This window comes from Dyella sp. (genome assembly GCF_035486915.1).
Classification (GTDB): domain Bacteria; phylum Pseudomonadota; class Gammaproteobacteria; order Xanthomonadales; family Rhodanobacteraceae; genus Dyella_B.
On the sequence record NZ_DATHMR010000207.1, the window covers coordinates 13034 to 32624 of the forward strand.

Annotated in this window: 21 protein-coding genes; 7 read left to right on the plus strand and 14 right to left on the minus strand. The window is 60.0% G+C overall.

The annotated features are described in order from the left end of the window. Positions 1 to 6 precede the first annotated feature (6 nt). The 6 genes from VK725_RS17435 to folE all read right to left on the minus strand — a co-directional run bounded on the left by VK725_RS17435 (position 7) and on the right by folE (position 6896). Positions 7 to 660, minus strand: a complete 654-nt coding sequence (locus VK725_RS17435; protein ID WP_325319331.1) for a DsbA family oxidoreductase — start codon at positions 658 to 660, stop codon at positions 7 to 9. A 151-nt stretch (positions 661 to 811) separates the two neighbouring features. Continuing rightward, positions 812 to 3613: a TonB-dependent receptor plug domain-containing protein gene (locus VK725_RS17440; RefSeq protein ID WP_325319332.1), complete on the minus strand. Its 2802-nt coding sequence runs from the start codon at positions 3611 to 3613 to the stop codon at positions 812 to 814. Positions 3614 to 4009: 396 nt separating this feature from the next. Then, positions 4010 to 4516, minus strand: a complete 507-nt coding sequence (locus VK725_RS17445; protein WP_325319333.1) for a DUF1993 domain-containing protein — start codon at positions 4514 to 4516, stop codon at positions 4010 to 4012. Continuing rightward, positions 4513 to 5865 (minus strand): TCR/Tet family MFS transporter, encoded by a 1353-nt coding sequence (locus tag VK725_RS17450; protein WP_325319334.1) that lies wholly within the window; start codon positions 5863 to 5865, stop codon positions 4513 to 4515. Before VK725_RS17450 ends, VK725_RS17445 begins: the two co-directional genes overlap by 4 nt. Positions 5866 to 5970: 105 nt before the next feature. Next, a complete protein-coding gene (locus tag VK725_RS17455) occupies positions 5971 to 6294 on the minus strand; it encodes an EF-hand domain-containing protein (RefSeq protein ID WP_325319335.1) in 324 nt (107 codons plus the stop codon). Further along, positions 6294 to 6896 (minus strand): GTP cyclohydrolase I FolE, encoded by a 603-nt coding sequence (gene folE / locus VK725_RS17460; protein WP_325319336.1) that lies wholly within the window; start codon positions 6894 to 6896, stop codon positions 6294 to 6296. Before folE ends, VK725_RS17455 begins: the two co-directional genes overlap by 1 nt. 179 nt (positions 6897 to 7075) lie before the next feature. On the opposite strand from folE, the gene VK725_RS17465 reads away from it, so the two are divergent. Then, complete coding sequence (locus VK725_RS17465; RefSeq protein WP_325319337.1) at positions 7076 to 7894, plus strand: shikimate 5-dehydrogenase; 819 nt, start codon at positions 7076 to 7078, stop codon at positions 7892 to 7894. Between the two features lie 546 nt (positions 7895 to 8440). Here the strand turns inward: VK725_RS17465 and rmuC are convergent. After that, positions 8441 to 9799, minus strand: coding sequence for a DNA recombination protein RmuC (rmuC, locus tag VK725_RS17470; RefSeq protein ID WP_325319338.1), 1359 nt, complete (start codon positions 9797 to 9799; stop codon positions 8441 to 8443). Between the two features lie 128 nt (positions 9800 to 9927). Here rmuC and VK725_RS17475 point away from each other — a divergent pair, with 128 nt between their 5' ends. After that, positions 9928 to 10566, plus strand: a complete 639-nt coding sequence (locus tag VK725_RS17475; RefSeq protein WP_325319339.1) for a Pr6Pr family membrane protein — start codon at positions 9928 to 9930, stop codon at positions 10564 to 10566. On the opposite strand, the gene VK725_RS17480 is transcribed toward VK725_RS17475, so the two are convergent. From VK725_RS17480 to VK725_RS17495, 4 genes are read right to left on the minus strand one after another with little or no spacing between them, the layout of a single operon-like run. Continuing rightward, entirely contained in the window at positions 10538 to 11731 is a 1194-nt protein-coding gene (locus VK725_RS17480) for a class I SAM-dependent rRNA methyltransferase (protein WP_325319340.1), read from the minus strand. The genes VK725_RS17475 and VK725_RS17480 overlap by 29 nt on opposite strands. Positions 11732 to 11782: 51 nt before the next feature. After that, entirely contained in the window at positions 11783 to 12220 is a 438-nt protein-coding gene (locus VK725_RS17485; protein ID WP_325319341.1) for a hypothetical protein, read from the minus strand. A gap of 18 nt (positions 12221 to 12238) precedes the next feature. Beyond that, positions 12239 to 13186 (minus strand): serine/threonine protein kinase, encoded by a 948-nt coding sequence (locus VK725_RS17490; RefSeq protein ID WP_325319358.1) that lies wholly within the window; start codon positions 13184 to 13186, stop codon positions 12239 to 12241. Positions 13187 to 13216: 30 nt separating this feature from the next. Continuing rightward, positions 13217 to 13657: a hotdog fold thioesterase gene (locus VK725_RS17495; protein WP_325319342.1), complete on the minus strand. Its 441-nt coding sequence runs from the start codon at positions 13655 to 13657 to the stop codon at positions 13217 to 13219. 56 nt (positions 13658 to 13713) lie between these two features. Here VK725_RS17495 and VK725_RS17500 point away from each other — a divergent pair, with 56 nt between their 5' ends. Continuing rightward, complete coding sequence (locus tag VK725_RS17500; RefSeq protein ID WP_325319343.1) at positions 13714 to 14781, plus strand: 2Fe-2S iron-sulfur cluster-binding protein; 1068 nt, start codon at positions 13714 to 13716, stop codon at positions 14779 to 14781. On the opposite strand, the gene VK725_RS17505 is transcribed toward VK725_RS17500, so the two are convergent. The 3 genes from VK725_RS17505 to VK725_RS17515 all read right to left on the minus strand — a co-directional run bounded on the left by VK725_RS17505 (position 14782) and on the right by VK725_RS17515 (position 16262). Then, positions 14782 to 15225 (minus strand): rhodanese-like domain-containing protein, encoded by a 444-nt coding sequence (locus tag VK725_RS17505; protein WP_325319344.1) that lies wholly within the window; start codon positions 15223 to 15225, stop codon positions 14782 to 14784. It abuts the gene before it with no gap. 90 nt (positions 15226 to 15315) lie between these two features. Beyond that, positions 15316 to 15753 (minus strand): hypothetical protein, encoded by a 438-nt coding sequence (locus VK725_RS17510; RefSeq protein WP_325319345.1) that lies wholly within the window; start codon positions 15751 to 15753, stop codon positions 15316 to 15318. A 26-nt stretch (positions 15754 to 15779) separates the two neighbouring features. Next, positions 15780 to 16262 (minus strand): YiiD C-terminal domain-containing protein, encoded by a 483-nt coding sequence (locus VK725_RS17515; protein WP_325319346.1) that lies wholly within the window; start codon positions 16260 to 16262, stop codon positions 15780 to 15782. Positions 16263 to 16344: 82 nt separating this feature from the next. Between VK725_RS17515 and VK725_RS17520 the strand changes: the two genes are divergently transcribed. From VK725_RS17520 to VK725_RS17535, 4 genes are read left to right on the plus strand one after another with little or no spacing between them, the layout of a single operon-like run. Further along, entirely contained in the window at positions 16345 to 16479 is a 135-nt protein-coding gene (locus VK725_RS17520) for a hypothetical protein (RefSeq protein WP_325319347.1), read from the plus strand. Between the two features lie 15 nt (positions 16480 to 16494). Then, a complete protein-coding gene (locus tag VK725_RS17525) occupies positions 16495 to 17130 on the plus strand; it encodes a uroporphyrinogen-III synthase (RefSeq protein ID WP_325319348.1) in 636 nt (211 codons plus the stop codon). Between the two features lie 30 nt (positions 17131 to 17160). Further along, positions 17161 to 18279: a uroporphyrinogen-III C-methyltransferase gene (locus VK725_RS17530; protein ID WP_325319349.1), complete on the plus strand. Its 1119-nt coding sequence runs from the start codon at positions 17161 to 17163 to the stop codon at positions 18277 to 18279. Next, positions 18276 to 19535 (plus strand): heme biosynthesis HemY N-terminal domain-containing protein, encoded by a 1260-nt coding sequence (locus VK725_RS17535; RefSeq protein WP_325319350.1) that lies wholly within the window; start codon positions 18276 to 18278, stop codon positions 19533 to 19535. The genes VK725_RS17530 and VK725_RS17535 overlap by 4 nt, the downstream gene beginning before the upstream one ends. Positions 19536 to 19591: the final 56 nt, after the last annotated feature.

The following is a 19591-nucleotide window of genomic DNA, read 5'->3' on the forward strand; positions in this document are numbered from 1 at the left end:
GTTACCTCAGCTTTCGGAAGCGATCTGTCGCAAGGTCTGCTCGAAGACTTCCGGCGGCTGGCCGCCCTGGATTAGGTAGCGCCCGTTCACGATCACAGACGGGACCGCGCGGATGCCTTGTTCCTGGAAGAAGCGCTCCTGCGCACGAACCTCGTCCGCATAGCGCCCGCTATCGAGCACCTCGCGGGCTTTGGCGGCATCCAGGCCCACCTCGCCGGCCACCCGGGCCAGCACGTCGTGCGAGCTCACGTCTTCACCTTTTGTGAAATACGCCTCCAGCAAGGCGAGCTTCAGCGCATGCTGCTTGCCTTCCAGCTCGGCCCAATGCAGCAGACGGTGCGCATCGAAGGTGTTGTAGATGCGGCCGCGCTTGTCCATGTCGAAGGTAAAGCCCAGCGAAGCGCCACGCTGCCGTATACCTTCCCGGTTCTGGGCCATCTGCTCAGGCGTACTGCCGTACTTGTGTGCCAGATGTTCGGCCACGTCTTCGCCTTCCGGTGCCATTTGCGGATTCAGCTCGAACGGCTGGAAGTGCAGGTCCGCCGAAACGCTCCCGTCGAGCTTTTGAAGCGCCTGTTCGAGCGACTTCAGGCCAATGGCGCACCACGGGCAGACGACGTCGGAGACGAAGTCGATTTTCAGGTGAGTCGGATTGGTCATGCCGATGACCCTCGCACATAGTGGTTGCTGATTTGGCTTTGATGGGGTTCCGTAGGGCGGAATCAATAGGTGCCCTGTGGATGCCGGCTTACAAACAGGCAAAAAAAAGGTCCTGCATACGATGCAGGGCCTGAAGGCTGGTGAAGCTGGCTTACTTGCCAAACGTGTAGTTGGCTTCCAAGAAAAACGTGCGCCCAAACACGTTGTAGTTGTATTGGTTGTACGGCGCGTATGACGTGCCTGGATAGCTGTTGTCCCTGGGCGGCATCGTATTGAACAGGTTGTCAACGACGAAGGACAGCTTAAGGTTGGAGATCGGGCTGTAGGAAACGCTGGCGTTGTACATAACCCATGCCGGTAGCTTGCCCTCGCCCGGTTGCTGGTAAGGGGTCGCCAGATCCAGGGTTGCCAGATAGTTGGGCGTTTGGCCGTAGCGCGTGGCGTACAGCGTGGCGCTCCAATTGTCCCGTTTCCAGGTCAACGAGGCGTCGAGCTTGGTCTTGAAGTCCGTGCTGTAGTACGGCGAGCGCAACAGGTCGACGTATGGGTCACCTGCATACAACTGCTGCTTGTGCTGCAGGATATCGGTATAGCCGAGAGTGGTATTAAGTTCGCCGAAACGACCAATGCCAAACGTATAGTTGAAACCCGCGCTGATCGCGTCGAGCGTTTCGTTGGATACGTTCACTTTGGGAGTGTAAATCTCGGTGATGTCGCCCTTCGCATTTCGCGTGACCTGGCTGATGGCAGCGGCGCAGGTTGGCGAGTTGATATCAAGCTGGCCAAGTCGGCATGCAGCTTCCTGTAGCAGAACCTGATCGGCGTCCTGGATATTGACCTCGTCTTTGATGTTCCAGTGGAAGAAGTCCATCGACAAAGCCATTCGCGACACTGGCGAAAACACCAGGCCGGCGCTCCAGTTGGTGGAGGAGATCGGCTTCAAGTCAGGATTGCCCGATTGGACGCCGATGACCGAGGCTCCGTTGTATTTCTGCGGGCACTGAATGGGAGCGACAGCAGCGTCGTAACCCAATTTTGCGCAGTTGTAGTAGTCGGTCGGCGTGGCGTAGTAGGTGCTTTCGCCCTGAAACTCGTCGGCCAGCGTCGGCACTTTGAACGATGTGCCATAGCGCGCGCGCAGAAGCAGCATGTCGAACGGACGATACTCAAGTCCCACGCTGTACGTAGGCTTGCTCACCGTGAATCCGCCAACGTTGAATGCGTCGTAGCGAGCCGATGCGCTCAACGTAAGTTGCGACAGCAGCGGCAGTCTCCATTCCGTTGCTGCAGCGTAGCGGGAGCGATGGCCCGCACCTTGTACGGCAGAGGAGCCCCATACGTCGCCACTCAGCAGGCGAGGATCGGGAGAGTAGTCCCAGCCTTCGTTGCCACCTTCCATGAGAAAAGCGACACCTGCATCCCCACCCGGCATCTGAAAGAGCGACGGATTGGTCAGTGTCACTTGCCCAGTGTTTTGCCACGTCTTGCTGTGGGTGGAGGTGTAGCCTGTGAAACTCTGGAAATCTGAATTGGAAATCGGCGTATAGAACGCTCCGTAGTTTGGCGAGAACGTGCTGAAACCATATCCATAAGGGTCTGGACCCAGATTAGGACCGAGTACCCGGTTAGCGAAGAAGGCTTCCATCGGCTCGGCAAAGCGAGCGAAGTTCATCTCGTTGAGCTTGTCCTCCGCGTGCATGACGAAGGCGTCGTATTCCCAGTTGGAGGCGCCGATCCCGCCCTTGGCGCCGAACGTAAACGTGTAGTTACGCTCATAGGTCTTGTACATGACGTTCTGGAATCCACCCGCTTCCTCGGGGCTGAAAGCCTTCTGGAGATTGATGAAGTCATCGAGGTTTGGGTCGTAGAGATAGCCATACTTCGCGCCGGTTCCCCACCAGAGCACTGACGCTCCCGGGCTATATTTCTCTCGATCGAAGTTCAGCATGACATCGCTGTAGAGCTGAACGTTATCGTTGACATCAAACGTCGCGTGCGTATAGACATTAGCCGTTTTGCTGCCATTCGATAGTGTGGACTGGCCGGGGGAGTTGAAAGAACCGCAATATTCACCGAACTTTGCGCGATTGCGCAGACCTTCGGTGCCGTTGAATTGACCGGTAGTCAATGCGCAACGGTTCGGATCCATCATCAAGTAATTGTTTCTCGCGTCGCTGTTGTAGACGAGGTAGTCGCGGCTCGCGGTGGCCGGAGACGTGCCGTTTTCGAAGAAGTGAGATGTAAGCGAGCGGTCCCGGGACCAAATGGGCTGCGTATTTTCAAACTGCGCGCCAACCAGCAGGTTGAGCTTGCCGAAGTTGAAACCGTCGACAAGGCTGATGTGACGGCTGGCGCCACCGCCTTGCTGATCCCAGCCGTAGCGCACATCGATCACCGGCGCATCGACTTTCTTTTTCATCACAATGTTGACGACGCCTGCAATGGCATCCGAACCGTACAGAGTGGACTGACCACCGGGAAGGATGTCGATATGGTCGACGAGATCGGTCGGAATGGTATTGAGATTGGTGAAGACGTCGGTGCTGTTGTAAAGCGCCGAGAAGCTCGACATCGGGCGCCCGTCGATCAGGTATTTTACGTAGCCCACGGGTAGACCAAACAGGCTGAGAGTTTTTGCGCCCGGCGTAAAACTGTTGGTTGTCTGCGAGTTCTGAATGCTGCCGGTTGAAAATGTCATTTGCTGAAGCGCGTCAGCAACCGACGAAAAACCTCTTGCCTTGAGTTCTTGAGAGGTGATGGTGGTCGTCGGCGTGAAGGTTTCCACTTCAGTCTGGGGGATCAAGGACCCTGTGACGGTAACTGCCTCAAGTTTCCTTGGATTTGAAGCATTTGAGTCCGATGTGTTGTCTTGGGCAAATACGCTCGTGCTCGCCAGCGCAGCTGCACATGCCAACGCCAGTAACGAGTAATTAAAAGTACTTCCTGCTTTCAAGGTGCTCTCCCTGGAGTCACCGTTCGCTACTTAGCGGTACAACGAACGGCGGATGACAAAAGCGAAAGTCACCCTCGGCCATGACATATGGCTATCGAAGTGACCATCGCGGAATCACGGCTCGCTCCCTAATGGAAAATTTTTTACAAACCGTAACGATCAAATAAGCGACCGACGTTTTTGCAACAATCGGACAGCGCCTAATTTGATGAAGGGTGACTGCCCGGGAACAGGAAAGAGGCAAAAGGCGACCGCCACTGCGTGATGCAGTACGGACGAGTACGAGATTGGAGGTGTTTGATGCGGGCCGAGTTGCCCAATGTGCCCGTTGCGGGCGACAGCATCAGCGGATGCTATGCAGGGCGAATAGCTCGCCCTGCACGCGAAAGAAAAACCTTACTGCTTACCGATGAAGTCCGTCTTGCCGATGTTCGTGCCGGCCACGCGCAGAATGTTGTAGGCGGTGGTGCAATGGAAGAACACGTTCGGCAGCACAAAGTGAAGCAAATAAGCCTGACCTTCGAACTTCGTTTCGCCATTGCGTGATGGAACGATGATGGCGCGCGTTTCGCTGCCGTCGATCTGCTCGGCCTTGAAACTCTTGATGTAATCGACGGCGCGGTCGATGCGCGAAAGCAGTTCATCGAACGTGGTTTCGTTGTCGTCGAACTTCAGCGGGTCGACGCCTGCCAAGCGCGCGGCAGCGTTCTTGGCCATGTCGGTGGCGATCTGCACTTGCTTGACCAGCGGCAACATGTCGGCGATCAGACGGCTTTGCAGCATCACCGAATCTTCTACTTTCTTTTCCTTGGCGTGCGCCTGACCCTGCTCCAGCACATGCTTGAGGTTGCCGAGTGCGCGCAGGAAGACAGGTACAGCGGTCTGATACATCGAAATACTCATGGGGACGACTCCGTTTGATCGGTGTGGAGAGATTCGCCGGCAACTTCACCGGCCAGTGGCGAGAGTTCGCACGCCATGGCCGCGGAAGGTTCCGTCGAGGGTGTGGGATGGGAAGGATGCACGTGATGGATCGCATAGAAGGCGATGATCGCCGCGATCACCAGCAACGATGCTGCGAGCACAAAGGAAATGCCCGGCAAATGGATCGGTGCGTGGTCGCTGATAAACAGCGCGAAAAGATTGGCGAACAGTGCGGGACCAAAAATGCCGGCAAGACTCGCAAGACTGGTCAGTGCACCTTGCAAGCGACCCTGCTCGTGCGGATCGACCTGCTGCGTCATCAATGCCTGCGCAGGCGGTCCGGAAAGACCGCCCAGGCAAAGGAACGGAATGCCGAGCAGGAAAACCCATGCCACCGACGAGAGGCCGAAGAACAGATAGCCAACCACACATAGCGGCAGACCAATCATGATCAGGCGCTTTTCGCCGAGCGTGGGCATCAACTTGCGCACCAGCACGGCCTGCACGAGACCGCTACACAGACCCACTAACGCCAGCGTGAAACCCACGGCCTGTGGGCCCCAGCCGTAGCGATAGTCCGTGTACAACACGTAGGTGGAGTTGAGCGAGAACTGCGCCAGGTTGATCAGGAAAAACACCGAGGCCAGCGCGAACACCTGCGGATAGCGGCGCAGCAATACGAGCGCGCCGAACGGGTTGGCATGGCTCCAGTCAAATCGCTTCGAGCGCTTTTCCGGCGGCAGCGATTCGGGCAACACGAAGAAGCCGTAGCAGAAGTTGGCCAGCGACAGCACGGCCGCCGCCCAGAACGGCAAGCGCAGGCTGAAGTTCCCGAGGAAGCCGCCTAGCGCAGGTCCGACGATGAAACCGACACCGAACGCAGCACCCAGCGCACCAAATGCTGCCGCGCGTTTTTCCTTCGGCACGATATCGGCGATATAGGCATTCGCCGTCGAGAAACTCGCCGCGCAAATGCCGGAAATACCGCGACCGATAAAAAGTAGCCACAGCACCGGCGTAATCGCCATCACGATGAAGTCGATGCCAAGGCCGAAGCTGGAAATCAGGATCACCGTGCGCCGGCCGAAGCGATCGGAAAGCGTGCCTTGCACCGGTGAGAACACGAACTGCATCAGCATGTACAACGTGCCGAAGAAGCTCGTCCACACGGCCGCGTGCGCGATGCTGCCGCCGCTCAATTGCACGACCAGATGCGGAAGGACCGGAATGATGATGCCGAAGGCCAGCATGTCTAGCATCACCGTCACGAAGATGAAGGACAGCGCGGCGTTATGGCGACGGGTGACGGTAGTCGGTGCGGAGTCCATGCAATGGCGCGAACGGAAAGGTGGAGCGCGAACGATAGCCGATGGGACCAGCCTTGGCATGGGCTGAAAGTGTGCGAAACGACGCAGGGAAGCCTGCCGCGACGGTTACATCGGCGGCTGGGCCAGTTCCCGCGGGCTGAGGTAGCCATCGTGGTTGCGGTCGAGCTTGTGAAATTCGCGTCGCAGGTTGTCCTGCCACTGCTTGAGCGTGACCGGGCCACCGCGGCCGCCGGGTAGCTCGTCAGATTCGAGAATGTTGTCGTGGTTGCGATCCAGGCGGTAGAAGCCCTGGCTCATGTACACCACGTATTCGTCTTCGCTGATCCGGCCGTCGCCATTGGTATCCATGGTGTGGAAAAGGTCCGATGCCGTGCCCTGGGCCAGCACAGCGAGCGGCAGGAACAACAGCGCGGCGACCAACGCGCGCATCAGCGACGGCCGCCGTGGATGCCGATGAAATCCAGAAACTCCGCGCGCGTGCGTGCATCGTCGCGGAAGCTGCCGAGCATCTGACTGGTAATCATCGACACGCCGCGTTTATGCACGCCACGTGTGGTCATGCATTCGTGGCTGGCATCGACCACCACCGCCACGCCGCTCGGGTGGAGGTTGTCGTGGATGCAGCGGGCGATCTCTGCCGTCATCTTCTCCTGCACCTGAAAGCGCCGCGCGTAGGCATCGACAACGCGCGCGAGCTTGCTGATGCCGACCACGCGATTGGTGGGCAGGTAACCCACGTGGGCGCGGCCGATGATCGGCGCCATGTGGTGTTCGCAATGACTTTCGAATTCGATGTCGCGCAGCACCACCATCTCGTCGTAGCCGGCCACTTCCTTGAAGGTGCGGCGCAGGTATTCGCCCGGATCGATCTCGTAACCGCTGAACCAGTCTTTATAGGCTTTGACGACGCGCCGGGGCGTATCGATCAGACCCTCGCGGGAGGGGTCCTCGCCCGCCCAGCGCAGCAAAACGCGCACGGCTTCTTCGGCTTCGTCGCGGGTAACCCCGTTGGATGTGTTGTGCTCGCTCATGCGGCTTCCTTGAAACGTGCTCAGGCGGGTAAGTGTAGCGCTGGCGTCAAGCCTGCCGGGTTCGGATGGTTCACCGGCTGGCCTGGCAGGGTGGGTATGCTTGACGGGTTCGCTGGACATTCGGGCCGTTTTGGCCGGTTTCAATGGCGGACCTTGCCGACTAACCCAGGGCCTGTGAAATGCCTCGATCGATCAACCGTGACACCCAGCTTTGCATGTCCCTGTCCGGACGCCCGGGCAACTTCGGAACGCGCTTTCAGAATTTTCTGTATGAGGCGCTGGATCTGAATTTTGTCTACAAGGCCTTTACGACGAAGGATTTGCCTGCGGCGATTGCGGGTATTCGTGCGTTGGGGATTCGCGGTTGCGCGGTCTCGATGCCGTTCAAGGAGGCGTGCATTCCACTGGTGGATGAGATCGATGCGTCGGCGCAGGCGATTGCGTCGATCAATACGATCGTCAATGACGATGGTTTTTTGCGTGCGTACAACACGGATTACATCGCGATACGCAAGTTGATCGAGCGTCATCGTATTTCGCCGCAAACGCGTGTGGTGTTGCGCGGTAGTGGCGGGATGGCGAAGGCGGTGGCGTGCGCGTTTGGTGATGCTGGGTTTGCGTTGGGGCATATTGTTGCGCGTAATGAAGAAGCGGGGCGCCGATTGGCTGATGTTTGCGGGTATGCGTGGGCGGCCGATACGTCTGGTTTGAATGCGGAGTTGTTGGTGAATGTGACGCCGATTGGGATGGAAGGTGGTGTTGAGGCGGGTGCGTTGGCGTTTAGCCGAGAGGAAGTCGAATCGGCGCGAATGGTCTTTGATGTGGTGGCGTTGCCGGTTCTGACACCTGTTGTTCGGTTGGCGCAGTCGCTTGGGAAATCAGTTATTACGGGGGGCGAGGTGATTGTGTTGCAGGCGGTGGAGCAGTTTGTGCTTTACACGGGTGTTAGGCCGGATGATGCGCTGATTGAGAAAGCTGCCGCGCATGCGTTGAATTGAGCCCGCTCAGCTCAACTTGCCTCAACGTTTATCCCGTCATTCCTGCGCAGGCAGGAGGCGCTTCACAACAGCGAAGCTGGTCATCCAGTGACGTCATTTTTCATTTGTGCGTGGGCGCCAGGTTGCTCGCCTGCGCGGCGGGCGTTTCGTCCGTCTACCGACGGCCGAGTCACTTTTCTTTGCGTGCCCACGCACACGCAGGAGCGTGTGCGAACAGCGAATCTGGCCCGAAGGGCGCGGGGCATGGATGCCCAGAGTCAAGAAAAGTAATCCAGAGAAAGGGCATCCCGTATGCGGTGTTCTCTGGGCTGCGCCCTCCGAGACGTAAGGCGGGGCCGGGCTTTTCGACAGGGCTCCTACCCTGGCGAAAAGGAATCGGCATCCATGCCGATTCCCCTGCGGGCCTTTTCGTCCCCGCCTCACTCACCGCATAAGGGAACTGAAGAGCAAGAGCGGTGCGCTTCGCGCACTCTATGAAAAGCAAAGGGCAGAAAGCCAAGGCCGGAGAGCCAAGGCCGGAGAGCCAAGGCAACGGCGGGTGACTTGCTAGTCTTCGCTTGCTTCGTCTTCGTTTGCCGCGGAATCACCCAGCAGTTGCTGGGTCTGTTCGCCGGGAAGCAATTCCACGTCGCGCAGTTTGCGTTCGATGGCGCGTGTGCGAGTGGTGGTGGTATCGAGATGTTTGCCGGCTTCGTCGAGTTTTTTGCGCACGGTTTTCAGCACGTCGCCAAATTTGCCGAATTCGTTTTTCACCGCGCCGAGCAATTGCCACACTTCGCTGCTGCGTTGTTGGATGGCGAGTGTGCGGAAGCCCATTTGCAGGCTGTTGAGGAGTGCAGAGAGTGTCGTGGGGCCGGCGATGGTGACGCGTTGCTCGCGTTGCAGGCTTTCGAACAGGCCTGGACGGCGGATGATTTCGGCGTAAAGGCCTTCGGTGGGCAGGAAGAGGATGGCGAAGTCGGTGGTGTGCGGCACGGCGATGTATTTGCTGCGGATGGTTTTGGCTTCGTCGCGTATGCGGCGTTCCAGCATGTTCGCGGCGCGTTCGACGCCTTCGGCGTCGGCTAGTTGTTGTGCGTCGAGGAGGCGTTCGTAGTCTTCGCGTGGGAATTTCGCGTCGATGGGTAGCCACACTTGGCTGTCGCGGTCGCCGCCGGGCAGCTTGATGGCGAATTCGACGCGTTCGTCGGAGCCGGGAACGGTGGCGACGTTTGAGGCGTATTGCTCGGGTGTGAGCATTTGGTCGAGCAAGGCGCCCAGTTGCATTTCGCCGAGAATGCCGCGTGTTTTGACGTTGCTGAGCACGCGCTTCAGATCGCCCACGCCGCTGGCGAGCGATTGCATTTCGCCGAGGCCGCGCTGCACGGCTTCCAGTCGTTCGGAGACGAGCTTGAAGGACTGGCCAAGGCGCGTTTCGAGCGTGGATTGCAGTTTTTCATCCACGGTTGCGCGCATTTGTTCCAGCTTGGTCGCGTTGTCCTGCTGGATGGCGCCGAGCTTGGTTTCCAGGGTGGTGCGAACTTCGCCAAGACGCTTTTCGTTGTCGGCGGTGAGTTCTTTCAATTGTTGCTGTTGTTGTTCGCCAAGACGAGTGAGAGTGGTGGTGAGTTCTTCGCGGCCACGGCGCGCATCCTCGGTGAGGCGTTGGTTGAGCGCCTGGATGCTGGTATCGGTGCGTTCGGTCAGCGTATCCAGCCGTTGGCCGAATTGCAGGAGTGTTTGACTGAGTTCGCTGCGGCCGGCGCGTTGTTCTTGCGCCAGCGCTTCGCGCAAATGGCGGTTGTCGTCCTTCAGGGTATCGAGGCGGGCGTTGAGGCCCGCGTCGCCGCGGCCGCGCAGCAGGGTGATGACCTGCAAGATGAGCAGGACGATAAGTAGGATCAGCAGAATATCGATCAGAGGCATGGGTGATTCCGGGCTGTCTGGGCACAGTTTACGCGCTGGCGTATCAGTCCCTGAGATTGCGGGTAGTATCAGGCAATCCTTACGGATCGGGGGATGCTATGGCGACATCAGGCAAAGCAGTTAAGGCGATGCTTGGTTTGACGGCGGCGGTGGTATTCATCGCGCTGGCGCTCCAGTTTTACCTTTCCCTGCGTCTCGCCGAAGCGAACGGTAAAACACTTGGCTACGGGGTGGTGTTGTACTTGGGGTTTTTCACCATCACCACCAACTTTCTGGTCTTATTTGCCTCGGCATCGCCGTTGATAGCCCCGGCATCGTCGATGGGCCGATTTTTCGTAAGGCCTGTCGCCATCGGCTGGGTGGCAGCCAGCATCGCCTTTGTCAGCGTTGCGTACTTCCTGCTTTTACGGCACGTATGGAAGCCGCAAGGTTTGCAACTGATCGCCGATGTGCTGCTTCATTACGTGGTGCCGTTGCTGTACGTACTTTTCAGTTTTATCGCATTGCGTGGCACGCGGCTTCGTTGGGCGTCGCCGTTTCGGTGGAGTCTTTATCCGCTGATCTATTTCGTTTACGCCATGATTCGCGGCGCGATGATCAATGCTTATCCTTACGGGTTCATCGACGCATCGGTACTGGGCTATGCCACGACATTACGCAATGCAGTGTTCTTACTGATCGCGTTTCTTGTGCTCGCGTATTTGCTGATTTTGCTGTGGCGCGTGGGCGCCAAGCCGATCAGTCAATCCGACAAAACACTGCTTTGAGATAGCGGCTTTCCGGTACGTCGGCGCGCACCGGGTGATCGGCGCCCGCGCCGCGCGTTTCCAGTATCTGTATTTCGCGGCCGGCATTGAGTGCGACGCGGCGCAGCATCTCTAGAAAATCCGCTTCGCTGACCAGGCCGGTGCATGAACACGTCAACAGCAGGCCGCCGGGCGGAATCACGTCGAGCGCGAGGCGGTTCATGGCGAAGTATTTTTTCAGCGCATCCATCACCTTGGTGCGATCACGGGTGAGCTTGGCTGGATCGAGGATCACCGCGTCGTAGCGCTCGCCGCGCGCGACGGCCTGACGTAGCCAGTCGAAGATATCGGCCTGCTCGAAACGCACGGCGAGATTGTTCGCCGATGCATTGGTGCGAGCGATTTCCAGAATGCCCGGATCCATATCGACGCCGATCGCTTCGCTTGCGCCGCCAGCTGCGGCATGTATCGCAAAGCCGCCCGCGTTGCAGCACAGATCAAGTACGCGACGACCGCGCGCCAGTTCGGCGAAGCGCTGACGGTTTTCGCGCTGATCGGCAAAGAAGCCTGTTTTGTGACCGTACCCCGGCGCGGCGTGAAAACGCAGGCCGTGTTCATGCACTTCTACGGGAGTGGGCGCTTCCATCGCGCGGCAATCGAACGATTCCTGCTTTTGCACATGGGTTTCGGCAAACCAGTACAAGCGCGCACCCGGGAACTGACGCAGCAGCGCGGCATGAATCGCGTCGCGGAATTTCCACATGCCGGCGGCGAAATATTCGATCACCAGAATGTCGTTGTAGCGATCTACGACAAGGCCGGATAGGCCATCGCCTTCGCTGTGCACGACGCGCCATGCGTCGGTTACGCTGTCGAGCTTCAACAATTCGCGACGAAGCGTGACTGCGCGTTCGATACGCGCCGCAATCCAGTCGGCGTCAATCGATTCGTTGACGTTGGTTGTCAGCAGGCGCAACGCAATGCGTGCGTGACCATTCCAGAAACCGCGACCCACAAAACGGTTCTTCGCATCCACCACATCGACCACGCTGCCGGGTGGAAGGCGTGTTTCGGGTTTGTTGACCTGCGCCGACCACACCCAGGGATGACCTGGCGTGCGATCGGATTTGAGGCGGATAACAGGCAGATCGGTCGTGGATCTGGCGACGGGCGACGAGCTATTCATGCCGCCATGATAACCCGCCGTGCGCGAATGGACCGTTTTGGCCGGCGATCTTCAGCGAAGCTTGAGGATCAGCCAGGACAGCAGGGCCAGGAGGTTAATGCCCACATGCGCCAAAGCCGGACCAGCGAATTGCAGAATGAAGCCCTCGCTGCCGAAATGCCACCCGATATCCGGGTGAGTAGGAATATGCAGCGTGGTGTACAGGTTCACAAAACCACCGCAGTGGAACGCGTAGCTGAAGATCGACGTGGCGACCAGCGGTAACTGCAGCAGCTGCGCGACGCTGGAGAGGCGAATGCCGCGTTCGCTGTTTTCGATCAGCAACACGCCGGCCACCAGCACAAATACATACAGCGCCAACTCGATCAGGCCGATCGCTGCGGTGCGCAGCGGTCCGAATTCCAGCAGGCGCGGCAGCACTCTGGCCATGCCATAAAAACCGCCTGCAACTTCCAAAATGCCGATGAGACGAAACAAAATCTGGCGCATTCAATACCTCTATTGTCTTTATTCGAGTTCTTCCGCCTGCTCGTGCAGGTCGGTGATGTGTTGTTCCCACCAGCGTGGCTCGGCAGCAAACGGAAACGCGGCGGGAAAGGCCGGGTCCTGCCAACGCGCCGCAATCCAGCCGGCATAATGCACTTGTCGCATGGCACGTAGCGCTGGAATAAGCGCAAGTTCTGCGTGATCGAAATCACGCATCGAGCCATAGCCTTCCAGCAGCGCATCCATGGCGCGTTGGTCATGCGCAAGCATCCACAAATCCTGCACAGCCGGACCCATGCGCGCATCGTCCAGATCGACGAAGTGCGGGCCTGCATCCGTCCAAAGTACATTGCCCGGATGACAATCGCCATGCAATCGCATGGTACGCACTGGGCCCACGGCATCGAAGCGCGCGGCGACAGCGCGATCCACGCGTTCCACCGCGTCGTGATAACGATCGATCGACGTTGCGGGCAGCAGATGTGACTGAAGCACGGCCTGCATGGGCGTTTCGATCAGCGTTTCGCGGTCGATGCGGCCGCGATACACGAAAGATGCACGTGTGCCGACGGTGTGCATGCGTGCAATCAACCGGCCCAGCCATTCCAGTTGATCGGCCGATTCAAGCGATGGCGCGCGGCCGCCATGTCGTGGCGACAGCGCATAGCGATAACCGTCGTAATGCAGCAACGTCCGGCCGGTGTAAACGCTGGGCGCGACCACCGGAATCTCCGCATCGGCGAGTTCCAGTGCGAAGGCATGTTCTTCCAGAATGGCCGCGTCGCTCCATCGACCGGGCCGATAGAACTTTGCAATCACCGGCACGCTATCTTCCACGCCGACCTGCCAGACCCGGTTTTCGTAGCTGTTGAGCGCAAGCAGGCGGCCGTCGGGCCACAAGCCGCACGCATTGACGGCATCGAGCACAAGATCGGGCGTGAGGCGCGCGTACGGCGTTTCGTCAACCATCACGACGTGGCGCCCACGGGAAGGATGGCATCAACGCGAACCTACGGCGGTGGCGGGCACCACCGCCATCGTCAGGCGTGAAATGCACACGAGTTTGCCGTTTTCGTCTTCAATGCGGATTTCCCACACCTGCGTGGATCGGCCAAGATGCAGCGGACGCGCCGTACCGGTGACGGTTCCGCTGAGCACGCCGCGCACATGATTGGCGTTGATATCCAGCCCCACCGCGCGTTCCTTGGCCGCATCCAGCGTCAGCATCGCCGCCGTGCTGCCCAGCGTTTCGGCCAGCGCCACCGAGGCGCCGCCATGCAGCAGGCCGTAGGGTTGATGCGTGCGGCGGTCCACGGGCATGGTGCCCTGAAGCCAATCGTCGCCCACGGCCGTGATCTGGATGCCAATCGCCTCCATCAGCGTGTTGGTGCTCCAGCCGTTGAGGCTGGCAAGGTCGATATCCTGTTTCCAGATGCGCATGTGTTGATACTCGCCTGATCAGCCCGCATTGTCCGCCGACCACCCCAGCGGCGACAATGCGTCCCGTGTATATCGTCACTCTCTCAAGTTCCGGTCGCCGTTTCGACGTTCTGCCCGGCGAAACCGTGCTGGAAGCGGCGCAGCGCGCGGGCATCGCGCTGCCGTATTCCTGTCGCGCGGGTGTGTGCGGCAGCTGCAAGGCCACACTGATCGAAGGCCGTTGCGATTATCCGCGCAATCCTCCCACTGCGCTGGATGTGCATGACCGCTCACGTCACGCCGTCTTGCTGTGTCAGGCCGCGCCATTGACCGATCTGATCGTGGCAGTACGCGAAATCACTTCTGTCGAAGACGTGGCGCGTCGTCAACTCGATGTGCGGGTAACGCGCAAATGGCAGCTTGCCCCCGATGTCATCGGCTTGCATTTGCAACCCGTGGAAGGCGAGGCGCGATTGAACTGGTTGCCCGGCCAATATCTCGACGTGTTGCTGGACAACGGACGCCGTCGACCGTTTTCGATTGCGAATGGCCCACAGGCCGATGGCGTGATCGAACTGCACGTTCGTCACGTGGCGGGCGGTGGTTTTACGTCATGGGTGTGCGATGTGCTCAAGGAAGGCGACACGCTGCGCATCGAAGGTCCGCTCGGCACGTTCGTGCCGCGTGAAGATTCGGAGCGGCCCATGATTTTCATGGCGGGCGGTACGGGTTTTGCGCCGGTCAAAGCGATCGTCGAACATTTTCTCGCGCTCGGCACGCGCCGCACGATGAGCGTCTATTGGGGTGCGCGCAGTCCCGCAGATTTCTATCAACGTTCGCTCGCCGAACGCTGGGCGGCCGTCACACCGAATGTTCGTTTTCACGCGGTGCTTTCCGATGCGGAATTGGCACGTCGTGATGGCATGCGTGCGGGACTCGTACACGAAGCGGTGCTCGAGGATCAACCGGATCTTTCCGGTCATGATGTCTACATGAGCGGACCGCCAGCGATGATCGATGCCGGACGAAAACTGTTTACGGATGCCGGTCTGCCCGAAGACCGGCTTTATTACGATTCGTTCGATTACGCACCCGACGTGCTGGCGCAGATTCTCGCCGCACGCGCGGGCATCCACGAAGCCTGATCAGTTGCGGCCTTTCGCCGTGGGCAACTGCGCCGCCTGCCAGGCCAGTACGCCGCCACTCAAGGTGTAGACACGCGTAAAGCCCGCTTTGACCAGTCGCTGCGCCGCGCTGTCCGTATTGCGGCCGTCCTTGTCCATCACCACCACGGGCAACTCACGCGCCTTCGCCAGATCCTTGTTTTCCGGATCGAATTGGCTCATCGCGACGTGCTTGGCGCCGGGTACGTGCATTTTTTCGAAGTCGGCGCTGGCGGAAAGGTCGATCAACAGTGGCGTATCGCGATTGATCAGTTGCGTCAGGCCAGCTGGCGTCAGCTCGGTGTACTTGCGCATCCACACCATCACCTGCGTGATGAACAGCGCAACGATCAGCGCTCCCAACAACGCGACCAAAAACAAATGGTTGCCCACGAACTGGGGCAGCTTGTGCATAAAATCGTTCATGGACCGTCCACGGGCGCGGACGAACCGCGCGGTTGCAGGTAAACGGCAGATTATACCCGCAGGGAAGGTGCCGGGTTTGCCTGGCGTGGCTCAGTAGTTGGTATTGGCGGGCGCTGCCAGATCGAGATTGGGCAGCCCCGTTTCGAGCCACCACTTGTTCTTCGCCTGGTCGTACTTCCAAACTTGGTGGTCGATGATGTGGCGCTCGGCCTGGGTGTGAAGGTTGATCAGTCCGATGTCTACCGTCTGACGGACCTCATTGGGATCGCTGCCGGGAATGGGACCGTTGCCATCGTCATAGTCGCTCACGCGCAGTTGTGAGAAGCGTTGGCGATCGAAGTCGGTGATCGGGTGTGCCTCGCGGACCTTGGGGTCGACAAACTGCTGGGCCGCTTCGAAACCGTCCCAGCGCACCGCGTTGGCGTATTCCAGCAGCGTATGGCTCAGCGAATCGCTGCGTTTGTCGGTGGCACAGCCGGATAACAGCAGCACGGTGGACAGCACCAACGGACCGACGATTCGACGCATGAGACGAGCCTCCCCTCCAGGACAACCTATTCTGCCGCAGTAGTGCGACGCTTCGCCACGAACTGTGCCTCAAGGGTAGCGGCCGGTTTGCCCTCGTCACCGGGAATCTGACACGTTACGCCGATACGCGCACGACCACGTATGGCGAGCGTGGCGAAGAACGTGGTCCAGTCTGCGTGCGGCGCAGGCTGTGCTACTGCCTGGAAATCCTCCCAGACCGGACTCAGGTAGCGCACGGTCGATTCGCCCACGTACACATCGCAATCTTCGCCGCGCTGGCGCAGCGCCAATTCGACCAGGCCCCAGCCGGTCAGTGTCATCAGGCTGACGAGGCTGCCGCCGAACGCGCAGCCTTTGTCGTTGACGTTGGGCGCCAGCGGGCTGCGAAGGATCAGTCGCTCGCCGTCGTAATCCCCCAGTTCGAGTGCCATCGCCCGCGCCAGCGGAATGCCATCGTGAATAAATGCGACCAATGCCCGGGCGGCGGTATGCAGAGCGGTTTTGTCCATCGAACATCAACAGGAAGAGGAGGTGGGGCATACAGTGTAGACGCTACACTCCAGACCCAACCCGGATATCGGCGAAACAGGCGTGAGCGCGCAGTCTTCACAACACGGCAGTTCATTGGCCGGCTGTACGGTTGTGATCACCCGTCCTGCGGGTACCGGCTCGTCGCTGGCGCGGCGTGTCCGCACGCTTGGCGGTACACCGTTGCTCTTGCCGTGACTTTCCCTGCGTGCCGTGTCCGATGTCGACGCGGCACGCGCGCAATGGCAGCAGGCGCAAGGCGACGATCTACTGATTTTCACCAGCCCCGCCGCGGTGCGATATGCCACGGCGCTGACGGCGCTGGACACGCGTGCCGTTGTCGTCGCTACCGGGCAGGGCACATCGCGTGCATTGCTTCGGCATGGTGTGGATGCGCAAGTCCCCACAACACGGCAAGACAGCGAAGGCGTACTTGCACTACCGGCGCTGCAATCCTTGCAAGGTCGGCGCGTGGCGCTGATTACGGCACCGGACGGCCGCGGTCTCTTGCAGGAACAGCTCGCCAAACGCGGTGCGACGGTACGCGAGGTGCATGTCTATACCCGCGGTGCGCCGCGCTTGAACCGGCGTCACATCGATGCAGTCATGCAACTTCCCAGTACCGCGTGCGTGCTCATTTCCAGCGCCGACGCCATGCGTCATCTGCTGACATTTTTACCCGTGGCCGCGCGGGATCGTTTGCGCCGTGCGGTCGCGGTGGTGAGCAGCGACCGGATCGCGGAACTTGCCCGATTGGACGGCTTTTCCAGGGTCGAGATGGCAAGCTCCGCCCACTCGGAGGATTTGCTGGCAGCCGCCTGCAAGATCTGTTCACGTACACCCCACTAAGCCGGCCGCGCGGGCTGTTAGCATGCGCGCATGAGCCAGGACGACCTCACCCCCGAAAGCACCTCCGCCGCGCCCACGGGCGTGCCCTCCGACGCCCCGCGTGTCAGCCGACCAGCGACACCGCCGCGTTCCACCGGCGGCACGCTTGCGCTGACCCTGTTGATCGCCCTGATCGCGTTGATCGGCGTGGGTTACGTGGCGTGGAAGCAGTGGAAACTCACCCAAATCAGCACCGTCGCGCTGCGCACGACCACGGGACTTGAGAATCGCGTCACCGCCACGGAACACGCGCTTACCGCTGCCAACGGTCAGGACACTGTTTTATTGCAGCGTCTGAACGATGCCGATCAGGTCAATCATTCGCTGCGCGAGGAATTGCTCGCGCAGGATCAGCGCATGCGCGATCTGGAAGAAGCCGTCGGCCGGCTTTCCGAAAGGACACTTTCCGGCCAGGACGCGATGCGGTTGGATGAAACCGAATCCCTGTTGCGCATGGGCATGGAGCGCTACACGTTGTTCCACGATGCGCAAGGTGCCGCGCAGGCGTATGCGCTTGCATCGCAAACGTTGGCGGGCGTGAACGACAATGCGTTCAACGGTGTGCGTCAAAGCATCGATGCCGAGCACGATGCCTTGCTGAAAAGTCAGGTGGCCGATCGCGAACAGTTGCTCGATACCGTGATGCAGTTGCGCAACGATCTTCCCAACTTGCCCTTGAAGCCCCTGGACGAACCTGCCGCGAATCAGGACAACGGGGTGTGGGCGCGCATCGTGCGTGCTTTGCACAGCGTGATCCAGATTCAGCGCGATAACGGTGCGCCCGTCGATATCGCCGATGCGCGTATCGCGCGCGAACTGATTGCGCTCGATCTGGCGCAGGCGCAGGCCTCATTGCTCGCATGGGATGACAACGGTTGTACCGCGGCACTCAAGCGTGCCGATGCGGGACTGGCCACCCAATTCGATCCGCAATCGGCGGCAGTGCTGCAGGCCCGCGAGCATCTGGCCACCATGAGCAATCAGCTCAAGCCTGCCATTCCGGTCAAACTCGGCGGCGCATTGAGTGAGTTACGCAATCTGCGTGCCGTACACGCTTTGAAACCCGATAGCGGAAGCAGCACCGCCGCACCGGCAGGGAACAAGCCATGAAGCTTTGGCGCTGGATTCTGCTGCTGGTGATCGTAGCCGCGGTCGCAGCGTTCTGCTGGCACTGGGTGGCGGAAGATCCCGGTTATGTCTTGATCCGTTTTCGTGGCGTCACCGCGCAAACCAGTTTGCTCGCCGCGGTGGTGCTGCTTGTGCTCTTGTGGGCAGGGATCAACGTGTTGTGGCGTGTCGTGCGTTGGCCGTTTGGCGCCTTCTCGCGTCGTCATCGCCGCGTCAGTCAGCAACGTCTTGCAGACGGTCTTGTGGCGTTGATGGAAGGCCGTCACAGCGATGCCGAACGCGATCTCAATCGTGCGTCGCGTCTTGATACGCTGCGTGGCCCTGCGTTACTTGCTGCAGCGGAAGCGTCGTCGCGCCGCGGTGAACACGCACGTGCGCTTGAGTCGCTGGATGAGGCTGCGCAGGTTGCGCCACGTGCCGCGCGTGTTCTGCGTGCACGCGTCTTGCGTCGCGACGGCAAACCTGCGGAAGCGCTGGCACTGCTTACGTCCGAAGCCGACAGCGGCAGCCTGAGCCCAGGTGGCTGGCGCGAATACGCGCTGGCAGCGCTGGCCAACGGCGACACGCGCCGCGCGCGCGAAGCACTCGATCCATTGCAGAAAAGCGGCGTGCTCGGCACGCGCGCTTACAACGCACTCGAAACGCAGATTCTCGTCGCCAGTCTCAATGGCGCAGGTGACGGTGCCGTGCTCAACGCCTTGTGGTCGTCGTTGCCGAAATCGCAGCGGCGTGCGCCCGCAGTTGTCGACGCTTATGCCCGCAAAGCTGCGGTGTACGGACTCACGCTTCCCGCCATGGACGAAGTGGAATCGGCGCTACGCCGCGAATGGTCATCACAGCTGGTTGAGACCTACGGCACGCTCGCGGGCGACGATCTGGACGCGCGTCTGCGCCGCGCCGAAAGTTGGCTGGATGGACATCCCAACGATCCAAGCCTGTTGCTTGCCCTGGGCCGCATGTGCGTTCGCCTGAAGATATGGACCAAAGCGCGTCAGTACCTCGAGCGGTCGTTGGCGCTCGCGCCTGGCGCCAACGCGTGGGAAGCACTCGGCGATACGTATACAGGCATCGGCGATGCCGCCCTGGCGCAACGCTGCTATCGCAACGCCATCGCCATGGCTCGTGGCGATAATGCCGAACCGTTGCCCGTTGCTGATGTGGTGGGTGGGCGTCTGGACACGCGCCCCATCGCTATCGAAGAGCGCGATGTACATGGCGTGCCGCGCTTGCGCGAATAGCGCGAGTCATTGCCACGCGAATCTCGTCATTGTCCGATGAGCGTGCGACAAGGCTC